Source organism: Latilactobacillus fragifolii (assembly GCF_905332535.1).
Lineage (GTDB): Bacteria > Bacillota > Bacilli > Lactobacillales > Lactobacillaceae > Latilactobacillus > Latilactobacillus fragifolii.
This window is the reverse complement of sequence record NZ_CAJOCF010000002.1, coordinates 337283-354227: the sequence shown is the minus strand read 5'-3', so window position 1 is coordinate 354227 and position 16945 is coordinate 337283. Positions and strand designations below refer to the sequence as shown.

General features: G+C 42.2%; 13 protein-coding genes. 9 read left to right on the top strand and 4 right to left on the bottom strand.

Features of this window, described 5'->3' with window-relative positions; all coding sequences use genetic code 11:
- Nucleotides 1-71 precede the first annotated feature (71 nt).
- Nucleotides 72-1508, bottom strand: a complete 1437-nt coding sequence (locus tag J7Q78_RS04375) for an APC family permease (protein ID WP_208422467.1) — start codon at nucleotides 1506-1508, stop codon at nucleotides 72-74.
- A 221-nt stretch (nucleotides 1509-1729) separates the two neighbouring features.
- Between J7Q78_RS04375 and J7Q78_RS04370 the strand changes: the two genes are divergently transcribed.
- The gene (locus J7Q78_RS04370) at nucleotides 1730-2488 is read left to right on the top strand and encodes an ABC transporter ATP-binding protein (RefSeq protein ID WP_154242729.1); all 759 of its coding nucleotides are present in this window, start codon (nucleotides 1730-1732) and stop codon (nucleotides 2486-2488) included.
- Nucleotides 2489-2502: 14 nt separating this feature from the next.
- Nucleotides 2503-4320 (top strand): FtsX-like permease family protein, encoded by a 1818-nt coding sequence (locus tag J7Q78_RS04365; protein ID WP_208422466.1) that lies wholly within the window; start codon nucleotides 2503-2505, stop codon nucleotides 4318-4320.
- 117 nt (nucleotides 4321-4437) lie between these two features.
- On the opposite strand, the gene J7Q78_RS04360 is transcribed toward J7Q78_RS04365, so the two are convergent.
- Entirely contained in the window at nucleotides 4438-5097 is a 660-nt protein-coding gene (locus tag J7Q78_RS04360) for a histidine phosphatase family protein (RefSeq protein ID WP_154242731.1), read from the bottom strand.
- Nucleotides 5098-5390: 293 nt separating this feature from the next.
- Here J7Q78_RS04360 and J7Q78_RS04355 point away from each other — a divergent pair, with 293 nt between their 5' ends.
- Nucleotides 5391-5855 (top strand): MarR family winged helix-turn-helix transcriptional regulator, encoded by a 465-nt coding sequence (locus tag J7Q78_RS04355; RefSeq protein ID WP_208422465.1) that lies wholly within the window; start codon nucleotides 5391-5393, stop codon nucleotides 5853-5855.
- A gap of 70 nt (nucleotides 5856-5925) precedes the next feature.
- Here J7Q78_RS04355 and J7Q78_RS04350 read toward each other — a convergent pair whose 3' ends face one another.
- Entirely contained in the window at nucleotides 5926-6828 is a 903-nt protein-coding gene (locus J7Q78_RS04350; protein ID WP_154242733.1) for a proline-specific peptidase family protein, read from the bottom strand.
- Between the two features lie 73 nt (nucleotides 6829-6901).
- Nucleotides 6902-8740: a monovalent cation:proton antiporter family protein gene (locus J7Q78_RS04345; RefSeq protein ID WP_208422464.1), complete on the bottom strand. Its 1839-nt coding sequence runs from the start codon at nucleotides 8738-8740 to the stop codon at nucleotides 6902-6904.
- Nucleotides 8741-9026: 286 nt separating this feature from the next.
- Between J7Q78_RS04345 and J7Q78_RS04340 the strand changes: the two genes are divergently transcribed.
- From J7Q78_RS04340 to guaA, 6 genes are all read left to right on the top strand, one after another.
- Nucleotides 9027-9434, top strand: coding sequence for a fluoride efflux transporter FluC (locus J7Q78_RS04340; RefSeq protein WP_208422463.1), 408 nt, complete (start codon nucleotides 9027-9029; stop codon nucleotides 9432-9434).
- Complete coding sequence (locus J7Q78_RS04335; protein ID WP_154242736.1) at nucleotides 9434-9784, top strand: fluoride efflux transporter FluC; 351 nt, start codon at nucleotides 9434-9436, stop codon at nucleotides 9782-9784. The genes J7Q78_RS04340 and J7Q78_RS04335 overlap by 1 nt, the downstream gene beginning before the upstream one ends.
- A gap of 157 nt (nucleotides 9785-9941) precedes the next feature.
- Nucleotides 9942-12233: an RNA polymerase recycling motor HelD gene (gene helD / locus J7Q78_RS04330; RefSeq protein ID WP_208422462.1), complete on the top strand. Its 2292-nt coding sequence runs from the start codon at nucleotides 9942-9944 to the stop codon at nucleotides 12231-12233.
- Nucleotides 12234-12492: 259 nt separating this feature from the next.
- A complete protein-coding gene (locus J7Q78_RS04325) occupies nucleotides 12493-14166 on the top strand; it encodes a hypothetical protein (RefSeq protein WP_208422461.1) in 1674 nt (557 codons plus the stop codon).
- A gap of 83 nt (nucleotides 14167-14249) precedes the next feature.
- On the top strand, nucleotides 14250-15179 hold the full coding sequence (gene coaA / locus J7Q78_RS04320; RefSeq protein ID WP_154242739.1) for a type I pantothenate kinase: 930 nt from the start codon (nucleotides 14250-14252) through the stop codon (nucleotides 15177-15179).
- Between the two features lie 149 nt (nucleotides 15180-15328).
- Nucleotides 15329-16882 carry a glutamine-hydrolyzing GMP synthase gene (gene guaA / locus J7Q78_RS04315; protein ID WP_154242740.1) on the top strand — a complete coding sequence of 518 codons (1554 nt, stop codon included), beginning with the start codon at nucleotides 15329-15331 and terminating at the stop codon, nucleotides 16880-16882.
- Nucleotides 16883-16945 lie beyond the last annotated feature (63 nt).

The window sequence follows — 16945 nt, the reverse complement described above, 5'->3', positions numbered from 1 at the left end:
CAAGATATCCGCTAGATAATGCCCGCATTATGTTGATAGTTGCAGTTTCCAAGTGGAAGCTGCTTTTTTATTTAGGCTGCTCGTTTTCGTTGAAATTTCGCAACTAGTGGTAAGATGACGCCGAGCCCCATTAAGGCGACTGAGACGACAATGTTTAAGATTAATTCGTGCGTATATTTAGCCGTACCTGGTGTGGCATCTTGGGGGAAGATACTAAAGATCGTTCCGAATGCTGTAATGGCTAAACACCAGAAGCCAACGATAATGGCCCATGGTTTATTTTTAATATAAACGTATTCTGATGGGAACTTGTCACTATTGAAACGGACCCGTAAGAAGGCGACAAAGATGAAGCAAGTGACAAATGGTGAGACAATGCCGTTGATGTTTAACAACCAGTTGAAAATGTCGTTAATCTCGGGGAGAAAGGCACTAGACGCTAATACAAAGGTACAAATCCCAGTGGTTAACCAGTAACCGTTGATCGGGAGCCCTTGTTTATTAGTCTTAGTCAGTGCTTTGGGTAAGAATTGTTTGGCAGTGTCGGACAAGAAAATTCGAGTGCCGCCGTCGAGTAACATTGCTAATTGAGCGCCCATGTAGATTGCTTGGGTAACCGCGAAGATGTAGAGTAAGACTTTGCCCATGTGGAATTGTTGACCAAGGGCTAAGAACGCGTAGTATGAGCCATTCATCTTTAAGTCAGTTGGTAAGTGGTTAGCATCGAAGAAGACACCGATGGCTAATGAACCAAAGATGGTTAAAAAGGCGGTCATTAAAGCAAGAGCCATCATGGCTTTGGGAAAGTCTTTTTTACCATCTTTCATCTGGCCAACGTATGGTGCAACTAGTTCGGCGCCGTTCATGGCGAAGATTAAGAGGCCGATGGTTGAGAAGTAGTGTAAATCAAATTTGGGAATGAAGGTATGTGCGTTTAATGGGTGGGTTGCAATGTGACCACCATTCAATAAGCCAACAAAGGTCATTAAGACAAAGAGGATGGTCATGATAAACATTGCGCCGCCCCCAACGATACTGAGCACCTGTAGCGACGATGTAAACTTGTGTTGGAAGAAGATAAAGAGAATCGTAATGGCGGCCGTTAGCAGCGCAAAGGAAGCCCGTGAGAGCTTGTCTTCAAGATTCCCATTCCCGGTAATAATCCAAAAGAAGGAAACAACCATTGAGTTGGCAACGTCGACTAAATAGGGTAAACTGGCCACCCAGTAACACCAAGCGGTTAAGTAACCCCAAACGTCACCACTTGTATGCCGCATCCAACTGGACAGGCCGCCGCCATCTTTGCTAAAAGCCGAGCCTAAGTGACCGACCATTAATTCATAGGGTAAGACATAAGCAAATAGTAAGACAACCCATGAGAAGACAACGGCCATTCCTTGATTTTGGAAATTATAAATGATGTCGTCAAATCCAATAACCGTTACAAAATCCATTAAAGCAAGGACTTGCCAGGTAATATATTTCTTTTTTGGTTCTATTTCATCCATCGTAAAGAAACCCCTTTTCTGAAAATTCACAATGTTTTTATTATAGTCAAATCAGAAAGGGAAGACAAAACTTTTTTGAGGATTTCACATTGATTTTTAAAGAACGAAGGAATCAGCTTACAAAATTGTTATTTCAGCCGTGTAAAATGTCATCTAAAAAGCACGCCTGGGATGCCAATCTCTTGTAAGATGAAGTTATCATAAACTTGGAGGGATTATTAATGGACACACCAACAGTCGTTAGTGTTAAAGACGTTAAAAAAACATACGGTAAACCAAATGAAAAGCAATATACAGCCTTAAAGGGGGTTACTTTTGATGTGAAACAAGGTGAATTCGTCGGCATCATGGGGGCGTCTGGTTCAGGGAAGAGCACGTTATTGAACATTTTATCAACCCTCGATCAACCAACGGCTGGTCAGGTGAAAATCAATGGTCAAGCAATTAACGGTTTGAAGGGGAATGAATTAGCTGATTTTCGTGCTAAGGAAATTGGCTTCATGTTCCAAGACTTCAATTTATTAGAAAATTTAACGGCCTATGAAAACATGGCCCTCCCATTAACCCTGCAAAATGTTGGTGGCAAAAAAGTCCGCGATTTAGTCACATCAATCGCCAAAACTTTGTCCATTGATAGTTTATTAAATAAATACCCAACCGAATTATCAGGTGGGCAAAAACAACGGGTTTCCGCTGCACGGGCCTTAGTCCACAATCCAGCCATTTTATTTGGCGACGAACCAACGGGCGCGCTTGACTCCAAGAGCGCCAAAGAATTGTTGGATACAATGGCTCAACTGAACGAAGAACAACGGGTTTCGATTTTGTTGGTTACCCACGATCCTTTCTCAGCAAGTTATTGTCAACGGATTTTGTTCATTAAAGATGGTCAAATCGGTCAAGAACTCGTTCACGGCGATAAGAGTCGCGAAGCCTTTTATCAAGATATTTTAGATACATTGGGCACATTTAACCACTAGGAGGAAGTCTAAATATGTTATTAAAGCTATCATTAACCGGCATTAAAGGCCGTTTGAAAGACTATTTAGTCCTTTTTTCTGGCCTGATTATGGCAAGCGCCATTTTTTACATGTTCGAAGCACTGGCCATCAATAAAAGTTTCATAACAAGCAATTCGCCAGTCAGTATGGCGGGCTTTGTTTTCCAAATAGGTTCTGTTTTATTAGGCATTATCACGTTGGTTTACATTATCTACGCGAATAATTTCCTAATGAGTATGCGCCGTCGCGATTACGGGATGTTCATGATGCTCGGGGCAAAAGGGCGCAAAATTGCCCAACTCATTGCTGCGGAAACATTAGTCATTGGGACGGCTGCCACGCTTATTGGGACGGCGCTAGGGGTTGGATTGACACAAATTGTTAGCAATCTGTTACTGTCTCAAATGGATATTCAGATTGAGCATTTCTCACCATTTTACTTACCAGCCGTGTTAGTAACCTTGATTTTCTTCATTGTCTTGTTCATCATTGCGGCAGTGGTTAATCAATTCCAACTTTTAAAAACACCTGTTTTACAGCTTTTGCGTGACGATCAACAGCCAAATCGCGTTTCCCAAAATAAATTAGGGCGAATCGGACAAATTATTTTTGGCTTGTTGTTCTTAGTGGTTGGCTACTATATGATGATTAAAGTCGCCACATTCCAAATGATGGGCTTAGTTGTGGCGTTAGTGACAATTGTGTTGGGAACTTACTTCTTGTTTAATGCCTTTTTCGGCTGGGTGATTACGTTGCTCAAACAAAATAGCAAGATTCGCAATCGGGGCTTAAACAATTTTACGTTAGCCCAATTGAGTTTTCGGATTAAAGATTATACGAAAATGCTCGCGTTAGTGGCGATACTGTTTGCGTTGGCATTGGGGGCGATTACTGTCGGGATTGGTTACCAAAGTGAAATTCCGGAAATGGCAGAAACAATGGCCCCTTATGATGTTGTTTTGAACCAACCCAACCAAGAAGCATTACGGCTGACTAAAGACTTAAAGGGTGTTAAGGCAACTGCCAATTACGATGTGAAAGAGGATGCAAAAGCCGTTTATTATCGTGCAACGCAACTTAAAAAGACACCGATTATGGCTGTTCAACTAAGTGAGGGAAGTGGCGTTGTCCGTGCAAAGGGGGTTAAACCGGTAACGCTTAGTGCGATTCAAGCTGGTGATACTTCAGCACTGCAGGCAATTCAAGTCCCAAGTCAATTTAGTAAGACGGTTAAAGTCGTCTCAGACGCTACGTTTAATCAAGTTGCGGGAGCAGCCACGCAAATTAAAACATATCGGGTCAAAGACTTTGCAACTAATTTAGCCATCATCAAGAAACTTCACGCACAACAAGTGATTGCTAATCCTGAGTTAGCCAAAGGCGACGGAGCCGCGATGGATCGTAGTAAGTATGCTAACTATAAGCTTGCTAACAGTATGTTCAGCGGCCTTGAATTTATGGGCTTCTTCTTGGGCATTGCCTTCTTAGCAATGTTAGCAAGTTGCTTGATGTTTAAGATTCTATCTGGTGCAGCTAGCGATGTTAAACGCTACACTATGTTGGCTAAAATTGGGACTCGGCGCAAGCTATTACAACAATCAATTGCCAAAGAAATTGGTGTCTTATTCCTTTTACCAGGAATTGTCGGCATCATCCACGTCCTCTTTGGTTTACAACTATTCAAAACGATTATGATTAATCCTTATCATGATCTATGGATTCCGTTTTCAATCTTTATCGTGCTCTACGCAATCTACTACGTACTCACCACATGGCTTTACAAAGGAATTGTGTTAAAAGAAGTTAAATAGCGAATGATTGCAATAGATTTTGAGATTTAAGCAAAATCAAAAGGCCCCCTTAATCTGAAATTTCAGATTAAGGGGGTCTTTTTTGCGTCGGTGCAGGATGGGTCTGTGGCGCGCTTATTATTGGAGCGTTAGTTGATTATAACTTTCAACATTAACGCCTTCATCTGTTAAAATAACTTTAGTAATACTACCGTTCATTGGGCTGACGGTGACGTCGAACTGACCGTTTCCAAATTTACCCACAATACTGCGGATTGTTGTGCCATGACTGACCATTAAGACCTTGTCACCATCGGAACATTCAGCGCGGAGTTGTTTAAAACCTTTACCGATGCGCGCCCAATATTCAGCGGCATCTTCAGCATCGTGGAAGGGATCTGCCGCCTTCATGAAATCTTTAGAAGCATCAAGTGAGTATTTGGTAATGATTTCTTGGAAGGTTTTGGCATCGTGACTAGCCCCGGCCATGTACCAAGCTTTGGGTGAATCTTCACCTTCAAAATAGCCATAAAACTCCTCCCGGAAGTGTGGTGTGATAGCATATGGCGTATCGAGATAGAAATTCTTATGGAGAATAATTTTAGCGGTATCCATCGCGCGACTCCGATCGCTAGAGTAGGCTTGGGCAAAATTAACCTTCGCTAATTCTTTGCCAGCACGTTGGGCATCGGCAATGCCTTTTGGAGTGAGTGGTGAATCTGACCAACCTTGCATCCGATTATAACGGTTAAAGTAGGTCTGGCCATGACGCACTAAATAAAGTGTGATTCGTTTCATATCGTAATCCCCCATCAATAGCTTTTAATATCTTCATTTTAGCATAGATATCAACAGCGTGCAGAGTGGTGCTCCATTTTAGTGAAACGGTTACAAACCGATAAATGTGATTAATTTACTGGAAGTTCCGATTAGCATCCAGAGAAAATTAATTTTAATGATGACTAGTAAATGGCCTTAGTGATAATTGTTAATATTTTAAACGTGAATCTTTTAATTTTATACATTTTGTGTTATTTTTGAGTGGTAACACTTAATAATCACATTTAGTGTTTATGTAAAGGAGTGGTTCGATGCAACCAGAAACGGATAGTAATCTTGTTGATCAATTCAACGAATGGTATCTGCAAATTGGTCAAATTTACAATAAGATAAATCATTTAACGGTCACGCACGACTTGACTTATGATCAATTTTTAATTCTCAGAGCGGTCAAATTGAATCCCAACATTGAAGTGACGAAATTATCGGAAATTTTTGATCTTTCAGGCCCAGCAATTTCACGTAAAATTAATGTTTTATTCAGAAAACACTTGATTGTTAAAAATCGCAGTGATGAAATGGACCAACGGAAAGTATTCATTTCATTGAATGAGCAGGGATTGCGCATGGTTGATCAATTGGAAGTTGATTTTTACCTATTTTTTAAACATTTTAAAGATAACGGCAATGCAGATCTCGCTCAATTGTTCGCCCAAACGAGCCACTTATTCGATACGATGGATAAGTGGGAACCAAATGTCGATATGATTGATTAGCCAACAAAAGACGCACACAAATTTTTAAAATTTGTGTGCGTCTTTTTTCTTTAATGTTGAGATAAGCTGGTTAATCGTTAAAATTACCATTTTCAACGTCTTTAATGAAGGTCTTCAAGTGATCGAAGTAGACCGGGGCGTTGTCAATCATATGATGGTGCCCACCATTGGGGGTTGTCACTAAGCGCGCATGTGGAATCTTTTCAGCCATAATCTTAGCGGTTGCGATTGGCATTGTTTCGTGTTCACCGAATGTGATTAAGGTTGGAACCGTAATCTTGTGGAGTTGGTCACGGAAATGCCAATCTTTTAATTTACCAGTCACAACGAATTCGTTATCACCTTGGAAGACCCCATAAACGTCGGTAGCCATTGTTGGAATCAGATGTGAAATGGCAAGTGGTTGTTTACGATCAACATAACCGGCATTTAACTTGTCGACAAGTGCTTGGTATTCATCGTTGTCGTAATCGTTCTTAGCTTCACAGTCTTGCATGAATTTTAATTGTTCAGGAGTCATGATGGCTTCACGAATTTTGTTGATGTTTGTAACGTATTCGTCAATTTCATCGACCATGCTTGAGATGATGGCGCCCTTTAAGTGTTGGCCATATTTAGCAGCATACATTTGAACCAATGCGCCGCCCCATGATTGGCCGATTAAATAGAAGTTATCGATGCCCAATTTTTGCCGAACTTCTTCAACTTCTTCTAAGAAGTAATCGTATGTCAATAGTTGGTCGTTGCCTGGTTGTGAGTAATCAGGTTGATCAGAATAAAATGAACCAAGTTGGTCGTACATGTGGACTTGCACACCAAGATCAGCTAATTCCTGACCAAAGTTTTCCCAGTATTCGTGGTTGCCACCAGGGCCGCCGTGTAAGCAGAGTAAATGAATATCGCCTGTTCCTTGCGTGTTAGTCCATAAATGGTAACCATTGTCCAATGTGAGGATTGTTGTTCCTTGTTTCATATCTGCACCATCCTTTAATTATGATAGTTTCATTATAAACCTATTAGAGAGAATGTGCGAGGGACAACATGATTTAATTGAGGGTTTCTAATTGGCGGCGGATGGCGGGAACGGCTTGTTTATTCCCCGTCAAAATTAGGTGGTCATTGAGGTGGATTTGCGTGTCACCATGCGGCATGATCAGTTGCTTATCGCGGTAAATGCGACTAATTGTGACTTGGTCCACAAATGGTAGGTTGGAAAGTTGAATGCCAGTGAAGCGCCGATTTTTAACAGTAACTTCAAAGAGTCCCGCATCGGTGTTGTCGATGATTTGTAAGGTCGAGGGGGTCTCGATTAAACTACGTAACAGACTGATATTAGCTTCATAAGTGTTGAAAATTTCAACGCCATGTTCTTTGAGCGCATCATATTGCTCATCTGAAATATGTTTAGATTCAAACCGGGCAATAATGCGCGGGACTTTGGCTTGGATGGCTTGTTGGGCAAGTTGATAATTTTGGTCGTTATTTAAATAGCCCAAGACCAAGATATCCGTATCAAAGACGGCGGCGGTCGTTAAAGTGGCTGGTGCCAAGTCCGGCAAAAGTTCGAGATTGGCTTGACTATGGTAGATTTGATAATTTTGGTCGTTATTGGTAAATAATTTGCTTGTGTAAAGCCCTTTTGATAACTGTTGGGCGATAGGAATCGTCATGATATTGGCGCCGATGAAGTTAACCCGCTTGCGGGGCATATCTTCTGGCGTTGGTAGATAGAACCGGTTGAATAAAATTGGTCCGAGAATACAGCTAATAACTGCCGCAATGGTGAAGGCGCCAGATTGTTGTGTGGTGATGACTTTCAAGTTCTGCCCAACGGTCAGAATTGGGAGGACTAATGTGATGGTTGTTGAACTGAGAAATGTCCCGGCGAGGGCGTTAGTGGTTTTAAAGCGCCGTTTTAAGACGAAGTAAATCAAAGCTTTTGCCCCGATAAAACTGATGAAGAAAAAAGGAATCAACGTCAGGGATTTAGGATCACCAAGCAAGGCCGGAATATTGAGTTTCGCACCAGTCATAATGAAAAAGATGGGAATGAAAAAGCCATAGCCGATTGATGTTAATTTATCTTGCGTTTCTTCACGGGGGCGCAACAGTTTCATGACCATGCCGGCTAAGAAGGCGCCCAAGATACTTTCGGCCCCCACTTCTTCGGCAATTGATACGAGCGTGATGATTAAGAAAAAGGCTAAACGAATATCAAGCTGCGTTGTCGATTTATCAATCCGTTCAAAGAAATGATAAACGGTTTTAAACCGCATCAATAAAAAGATGGCTGCTAAAAAAATTAGCGAGAGTAACCACAAACTCTTAGAACCAGGGTTATTGACGGCGGCATAAATCGTTAATGAAATCAGGGGGATAATTTCGCCGAGAACGGCAATTAATAGAATTGTTTGACCAAGTGGTTGGCTGAGGAGTTCTTTTTCTTTCAACGCGGCGATGACGACGCCTAAGGCAATGGTTGAAAAGAGAATCGTTGCAAGGGCGACATCGGTGAACAAACCACTCCACGCCAATAAACCAGCGAGCCCTAGTGAACTGAATAGAATGAGCGTAAAACTACCAATAGCCAGCTGTAAGGGCGTCAACGGCTGTTTTTCGCCAGATTTAGCGGTGGTGGGTTGCTTTTTAAAAAGTTCAAAGTCGATTTCCATCCCACTTAAGAAAATTAAGACAATCACCCCTAGTGATGAAAGTTCGGTCAATATCGGGGTGGTTGCGATGAGCTGCAAGCCACTTTTCCCGAGTAAAATGCCGACCAAAATTTCAGCAACTGCGGTGGGGAGATAAGAAATTTTAAACTTTGCCATGAGTAACGGTGTCATTAAGGCCGCCAATAGAACGATTACGAGTGCTAAGCTAGTCATAAGAAAGATCCTTTCAATGCACAATAAAGTTGTGTAGAGCATACACTAACTAACCAAAGCATGTCAAAATTGAATTTTTTTTGAGCAAGAGCCGCGCATTTTGAAGCACGAGATTGAATGCCGATATCAATAAATGCTAAAATTATCGTTTTAGTTAATCGGTTATTTATAATTAAATTATTTAAAAAATTCGTTATGATTGCTAGTTACTATCTGCAACTAATTTACAATTGGGAACAACTTCTGTAAAATAGATGCTACGATATTAAAAAGGGGGTACTTTAAAATGAAGCTAAAAGCGAGTTTGGCTGTCGGCATTTTTGCTTTTTTTGGCGGGATTTTTCGCTATGCAATTGGGCTTGGATTGCACCCAACAGCGGGGTTTCCATATGGCACTTTGTGTGTGAATTTGATTGGGGCTTTTGGTCTCCCTTTTTTAATGCGGTATATTGTGGTTCGTTATCAGATTAACGACACGCTGGCCCTTGCAATGGGGACGGGTTTTTTGGGCGCCTTCACGACTTTTTCTAGTTTTAGCGTGGATGCCTTGAAGTTAATGGTGGCCAGTCAATGGCTACCATTCGGGCTGTACATCGGGATTAGTTTGCTTGGCGGAGTCGGCTTGAGTTTAGTGGCAGATTACTGGGCGGTTTGGCTGCTCGATCAGCAAGATAAGGCGCAGGTGCTTAAATGATGACATTCTTAATTGTCGGTTTGGGCGCGGCAATCGGCGCCATTTTGCGGTACCAACTAACACGCCTTGGGACACAGATTGCAAGCGAATATCCATTAATCACCTTTTTGATTAATTTAACGGGAAGCTTTTGCTTAGGCTGGGTGACCGGGGCACAATTGGATCAAACGTGGACGCTTTTTTTAGGGGTCGGCGTGTTGGGTGGCTACACGACTTTTTCAACGTTTAATAGCGAGTTAAGTCAGCTGTGGTTTCGCCGCCGATATCATATTTTCTTCGGCTATCTGTTATTAACCTACGGGTTAGGAATATTGGTGGCAGCAGCGGGATTTTTCATGGGGCGCGCATAACGTGTCCCGGCAGAGATGGGCTTCTGCCGGTCAGCTACATAGCGCTTATCTGTACGATTAGACTGATCCTTGAAAGATAAGTGTTGGAAGTCGCACTCTTGTGAATTTAGTGTTAAACTTGTAGAACTGTTTATTTAGAAATCGGGGGACATCTGCTTTGACTGACGAACAAAAATCATTAGAACAACGCCGTTTAACCGAAATTATCGGGTTAATTAAAAACGCCGAAAAACACTTTGAAGGTGCTGTTAAACGGGCTAAATCAGAAGAAAAAGAAATTAACGCCAACTTCTTTGATGATGTGCGGTTGAATTTCAATAATGATTCAGCGATGACTGAAACGGCAGTTTCCATTGAACAGCAACGCCAAATGTTGCAAGAGCGGAATAATTCTTGGCAACAAGCTTCCCGCCAACTTGCGACGTTACAAAAAATGGAAAAAACCCCTTATTTTGCGCGGATTGATTTTAAAGAAAAGGGTGAACCGAAGTCGGAATCAATTTATATCGGGCTGGGCTCATTCACCGATCGCGAAGATCATTTCTTGATCTACGACTGGCGGGCGCCCATTTCATCGATTTACTATGAAGGAAAGACGGGGGAGGTCACGTACCAAACACCGGATGGTCCGCAAGATGTCAATATTTCATTGAAACGCCAATTCTTAATTGAAGACGGCCAAATTAAGGCCCTGTTTGACACCCAAGAAACCATTGGTGATCAAATGTTGCTTGAAGTGTTGGGGGAAAAGTCCGATACACAAATGAAGAGTATCGTGACGACCATTCAACGGGAACAAAATCAAATTATCCGGAACACTGATGCGGATTTATTATTCGTACAAGGCGCTGCTGGTTCTGGGAAAACATCCGCGATTCTACAACGGATTGCCTTTTTGCTTTACCGGTATCGCGGGAACCTTGATGCTAGTCAAGTGATCATGTTTTCGCCGAATCAGTTGTTCAACGATTATATCGCTGATGTGTTGCCTGAACTTGGCGAACAAAATATGATTCAAATGACTTATTATCAATATGTCGCCCGGCGCTTACCTAATCTGGCTGTGCAGAGCTTATTTGATCAATTTGAAACGCCGATCACTGAAACGGATGCGCGCATTAGCCGGCTGAAAGAAAGCTTGGTTTTCTATAAAGCGGTCAAACGCTATGCCGCACATCTTGAAAAAGGGGACATGCGTTTTCGCGATTTGAAGATGAATGGTAAGGTCTTGATTAGTAAGGAAAAAATCAGTGATGTCTATTACCGTTTCAATGAAAACTATCATTTAGGCAATCGATTAGATGCGACGAAGGAAAGTTTATTGCGTAGCTTGAGCCACAAAGTCGACCACGAAACCAAAGCGGATTGGGTGACTGAGCAAGCTGAAAACTTAAGTGATGAAGAACTCCGCGAAATCATGGCGGGTAAGGACTTTAAAAATGGCGAAGCAGAAAGCAAATATATTGCTAAGCAAATCGTTTTGAAAGCCTTCAAACCCGTTCAAAAGGGGATTCAACGTAATCGTTTCTTGAGTATTCAAGCGCAATATGTGCATTTCATGCGGGTTGTCCCACAATTGATTGATTTGGCTGAATTCGACCTCACCCCCGAAATTTGGAACGCGCATGTGACTGATTTTATCGTCAACTTAAAGGCCAAAAAAATGACGTTAACAGACGTGACACCGTATTTGCATCTTTATGATTTAATGACTGGTAAACATGGTGAACGCGATATGCGGTTTGTTTTTATCGATGAAATTCAAGATTACACGCCATATGAATTGGCCTTTTTGAAGATGCACTTCCCGAAGGCCCGCTTCACATTACTTGGCGATTTGAATCAAGCGATTTTTACCAAAGAAAACAGCACAAACTTATTACAACAAGTGCAACAACTCTTTGATGCGCAAAATACGAAGGTCGTCCAATTGACGCGGTCATATCGGTCAACTAAACAAGTGACGGACTTTACCAAGGGGCTTTTAAAAGGCGGGCAAAAGATTGAAGCCTTCAATCGTGAAGGTGACAAACCCAACTTGATTGTGCGTCAAAATGAAGATCAATTGGTCGCTGACGTGAAGGCCCAATTGGTTAAGAACGAGGCAGATAAATTAACGACGGCGATTATCACCAAGACATTGGTGCAAGCGCAAGAATTAACGGCTAAGTTGAAAGCCAGTGGCACCAAAGTCACCTTAATTCGTTCCGAAAATCAACGTTTAGCAGCAGGGTCGCTAGTTGTCCCAAGTTTCTTAGCTAAGGGGTTGGAATTTGACGCGATTATTGGTTGGCAAGTCAGTGCAACCAACTATAATCATGAAGATCAACGGCAATTGCTCTACACCATCTGTTCAAGAGCGATGCATCGTCTCACCTTATTAGCAACGGCGGAGATGTCACCTTTGATTGATAATGTAGACCCGGATGACTATACGTTAATTAACTAGGCAAAACGCGCGCTGAAAAGCGGGCGTTTTTACTTGAGGCGTTTAAACAAAAGAATACTGTTATAAGAACACAGTAATAAAGACCGCTTCACGGTTCAAGCGATAGATTCGAGTACAGCGGACAAAAAAGTGTACATGGCTCGCTGCGATTCGTTACAGTTTATATAGAATATGATTGATACTGATTAAAATTCGATTGCCCCTGCTAAATTGATGCTGGGCGGGCAATTAACTAGCCTATTTTATAAGGAGTACTATGATGCAAAGATTAAAGTATTTTTACAGGCGCCATACGACGGCAGTCACTTTAGTGTTTTTTGGCTTATTAAGTATTGCGATGGTGGCCATCGTCTATTTACAGCCCAATAAAATCCTATCGGGTTCGGACTATCATTTCCACATGAACCGCATTGAGAATTTGGCACTGGCCATTAAACATGGTAACTGGTTCCCGAAAATTAGTTACTTTTTTATTGGCGGTATGGGATATGCGGCCAGTCTTTTTTACCCAGATACTTTCCTCTATTTACCAGCCATTCTGAGAATCATCGGCTTATCCATTAAAGAAAGTTTTATTATATTTGCAATTGTGCTTAATTTTAGTACGTTCTTAATCACATATATTTCGGGGAAATTAGCGGGTTTTAATAAAAAACAAGCTTTAATATTCTCTTTGATGTATGGCCTTAGTATTTATCGGTTTGCGGATTTAGTTAATCGGCAAGCTATTGGCGAAGTGATCGCGCTGACCTTTTTCCCCTTAATTATTGTGATGTTAACGCGGTTAAAAAAAGGTGAGCACCGGTATTGGTATCTGTTATCAATCGGGATGGTGGCAATTGGCTACAGTCATATGATTTCGGTTGAAATGATGGGGATTGTCATCATTATTTATACCTTATTCAACCTCAAGACCTTCTATCAAAATAAGAGTTTGAAGCCGCTCATTGCGGCGGGGTTATTAGCACTTGGCTTATTAGGCAGTTATTTCTTAGCGGTTGGCGAACAAATGGCAACGACGACTTTTCAAGTGACCGCCCAACCACTGGCTTTTTTATCAGATCGCACATTACCGTTGAAAAGCCTTGTTGTTAATTCATTAACGAATGCGGTTTTCCATGCTAATACGGTTAACGTCGGCATCACGGTTCTACTTGGATTAGGGATCGCGTGTGGCCTATTTTACTATTATAAAAATGACCGTGATCTAATTGTGATTGCGCTGGGGCTATTCATAGCGGTGACGCCGATTATGCCATGGCATTTGTTGGATCATACAATTGTCAACACCATTCAGTTCCCGTGGCGTTTTTTTGCCATTATTACGGCCATTGTGAGTTACTTAGTGGCTAAGGATGCATGCCATTTATTAAATAATAAGTTCTACTTTTATCTACTTATTCTATTATTGGGTGTGGGAAACGTTATTTATTCAACAAACAGTATTCAAAACCAAAGTTGGCGCTTTAGAACGAATGCAGCCTACAACACGCCCAACCCGTATTATATTGGCGCTGGGCATGAGTACTTACCCGCTCAAACCGATTACCAGAAAATTTTGCGGCATAAAAAACAAGTGCTTAGGTATTCGCACCGTAAAATAGCCATTACCAATGTGCAACATTCCTGGGGCCGTTATCAGTTTGATTTCCGGACATTAACGGATCAAAAAGCCGTCGTTGAAGTGCCCTTTATCTATTACAAGGGGTACGTTGCCGAGCGCAATCATCAGCGAGTACCGGTGCGGATGAATAAACAAACTGGACGAACCGAAGTTGCTTTGAAAGGAACCGGCAGGATAACCGTTGACTATCAAACAACGCCTATTCAGCGAATAGGGGTCGTCATTAGTTTGCTTAGCTTAGGGCTGTTGATCATAATCATTTATAAAGACCAAAGCCGAGCCGTTAATCGGCCTTATGCACATCACTAGAGGCATCCGCAGAAGATAAACGCCAGATGACGCCCTTTGTTTTTAATGTTAAAATGAATGCGTTTAGGATTGGAGGATGTCGGATGAAAAACGAGATGAAATATTATGAAATTCCGCGCGATGAATGGCAAGGGTTTCATGGTCGCGGTGACGGGTATACGGGCATTACAGATTCAGAGTTGGAACAGATTCGGGGCTTGAATGATCGGATCTCACTTGCCGATGTGCGTGATATTTATTTACCGCTACGGCATTTAATCCAGATGAACTATGAACAGTACCAGATGCGCCAGATGGAAAAGTCTGAATTCCTAGAGATTAAGCCCCATAAAACACCGTTTATCATCGGCATCGCGGGGAGTGTCGCGGTCGGTAAGAGTACGACCGCGCGCTTGTTACAACTTCTTCTCAGCCGCGCCTATCCAGATAAGAAGGTCCAGATGATTACGACTGATGGATTTTTATATCCGACAGCCACCCTGAAACAAAAGGGCATTCTCGATAAAAAGGGCTTCCCCGAAAGTTATGATATGCCGCACCTGATTCAATTTATGAATGCGGTCAAAAATAACGATGGCCCCGTCAAAGCACCGCAATATTCGCATCAGATTTACGATATTGTGCCGGATAAATTCGACGTGATTGACGATCCAGATGTTTTAATTGTCGAAGGCATCAACGTCTTACAGTTGCCCTCAACTGAGCAGATATACGTCAGTGACTTCTTCGACTTTTCAATTTATGTCGATGCCCAAGCCGATTTGATCAGGAAGTGGTTCCTCGAGCGTTTCGATCTATTGCTCGACTTAGCGCAAGATGATCCGACCAACTACTATTACCCATACGCCATCGGGGACCGCCAAAGTGCGTTTAAGATGGCGCGGCGGGTATGGCGGGACATCAACTTACAGAATTTAAATGAGTATATTTTACCAACGCGGAATCGCGCCGATGTCATTTTGCATAAAACGAAACATCACGTGATTGATAAGGTCTTCCTACGTAAATATTAATTGTAGAATGAGTTTTTTCACAGGAAGGCCTTCAATCCATTGACGTTTTCATTATTAATCAGTAAAATGGATACATTATCGTTTGACAAGTGTTATGAACTAAGTGACGGGGCGACCCGTCACTTTATTAAAAAAGAGGAGTGAGTTGTTTGGCCCAAAAGGACATGCAAGATTTCGATAAGATTATCGTATTAGATTACGGTAGTCAGTATAATCAATTGATTACACGTCGTATCCGTGAATTCGGGATTTTCTCTGAATTGTTGCCTAACACGACAACTGCAGCGCAAATCAAGAAAATCGCCCCTAAGGGAATTATTTTCTCGGGTGGCCCAATGAGTGTTTACGATGATGGTGCCTTTTCAGTTGACCCCGAAATTTTTGAACTAGGGATTCCAATTCTCGGGATTTGTTACGGGATGCAGTTAATCAGTTTTAAAAACGGCGGGAATGTTGAAGCATCAACAGAACGTGAATATGGTAAGGCTGAAATTACGGTCACTGATAAAGACAGTGACTTATTCAAAGGTCTTCCTGAAAAACAAACGGTGTGGATGAGTCATGGTGATAAAGTGACTGCGATTCCAGAAGGTTACGTCACAGTTGCTGAAAGTGACAACACCCCGTTTACGGCGATCGAAAACCGCGCTAAGCACATTTATGGGATTCAATTCCATACTGAAGTACAAAACACTGAATTCGGGAACGATATTTTAAAGAACTTTGCATTTGGTGTCTGTGGGGCCCAAGACAACTGGACAATGAATGATTTCATCGACATGCAAATCGAAAAGATTCGCGAACAAGTCGGTGATAAAAAAGTCTTACTCGGCCTTTCAGGCGGGGTCGACTCTTCGGTTGTTGGGGTGTTATTGCACCGCGCAATTGGAGACCAATTGGTCAGCATCTTTGTTGATCACGGCTTACTCAGAAAAGGCGAAGTTGAACAAGTGATGGAAAGTCTTGGCGGTAAATTTGGCCTGAACATTATCCAAGTGGACGCAAGAGAACGTTTCTTGAACAAACTCGCGGGCGTTTCGGATCCAGAAAAGAAACGGAAGATTATTGGTAACGAATTTATCCAAGTGTTCGACGAAGAAGCAACTAAGTTAAACGGCATCGACTTCTTAGCGCAAGGGACTTTATACACGGACATTATTGAAAGTGGAACAAGTACTGCAACAACCATCAAATCTCATCATAACGTTGGTGGGCTACCAGAAGACATGCAATTTAGCTTAATTGAACCTTTAAATACGTTATTTAAAGATGAAGTTCGTGACCTTGGTGAAAAATTAGGGATGCCACATGAACTCGTTTGGCGCCAACCATTCCCTGGTCCTGGTCTGGGGATTCGGGTCCTTGGGGAAGTCACAGAAGACAAATTGAAGATTGTCCGCGACAGTGATTTAATTCTGCGTGAAGAATTTGCGCTTGCCGGCTTAGATAAAACGGTTTGGCAATACTTTACTGTCTTACCAGGCATCCGTAGTGTGGGTGTCATGGGCGATGGCCGGACATACGACTATACAGTCGGCATCCGGGCCGTTAACTCAATCGACGGGATGACCGCGGACTTCTCACGGATTCCATGGGATGTCTTGCAAAAAGTTTCGGTGCGGATCGTCAACGAAGTCGATCACGTCAACCGAATCGTGTACGATATTACGAGCAAGCCACCTTCAACAGTGGAATGGGAATAAAAAGCTCAGCAAAACACCGCACAGCGTTTCAACGCTATGCGGTGTTTTTTTGTGCAATTAATT

Coding starts and splice junctions, on each gene's coding strand:
- J7Q78_RS04325 (WP_208422461.1), top strand. CDS start 12,493: ATGCAAAGATTAAAGTATTTTTACAGGCGCCATACGACGGCAGTCACT.
- J7Q78_RS04375 (WP_208422467.1), bottom strand. CDS start 1,508: ATGGATGAAATAGAACCAAAAAAGAAATATATTACCTGGCAAGTCCTT.
- J7Q78_RS04335 (WP_154242736.1), top strand. CDS start 9,434: ATGACATTCTTAATTGTCGGTTTGGGCGCGGCAATCGGCGCCATTTTG.
- J7Q78_RS04355 (WP_208422465.1), top strand. CDS start 5,391: ATGCAACCAGAAACGGATAGTAATCTTGTTGATCAATTCAACGAATGG.
- J7Q78_RS04345 (WP_208422464.1), bottom strand. CDS start 8,740: ATGACTAGCTTAGCACTCGTAATCGTTCTATTGGCGGCCTTAATGACA.
- J7Q78_RS04350 (WP_154242733.1), bottom strand. CDS start 6,828: ATGAAACAAGGAACAACAATCCTCACATTGGACAATGGTTACCATTTA.
- J7Q78_RS04360 (WP_154242731.1), bottom strand. CDS start 5,097: ATGAAACGAATCACACTTTATTTAGTGCGTCATGGCCAGACCTACTTT.
- J7Q78_RS04340 (WP_208422463.1), top strand. CDS start 9,027: ATGAAGCTAAAAGCGAGTTTGGCTGTCGGCATTTTTGCTTTTTTTGGC.
- coaA (WP_154242739.1), top strand. CDS start 14,250: ATGAAAAACGAGATGAAATATTATGAAATTCCGCGCGATGAATGGCAA.
- J7Q78_RS04370 (WP_154242729.1), top strand. CDS start 1,730: ATGGACACACCAACAGTCGTTAGTGTTAAAGACGTTAAAAAAACATAC.
- J7Q78_RS04365 (WP_208422466.1), top strand. CDS start 2,503: ATGTTATTAAAGCTATCATTAACCGGCATTAAAGGCCGTTTGAAAGAC.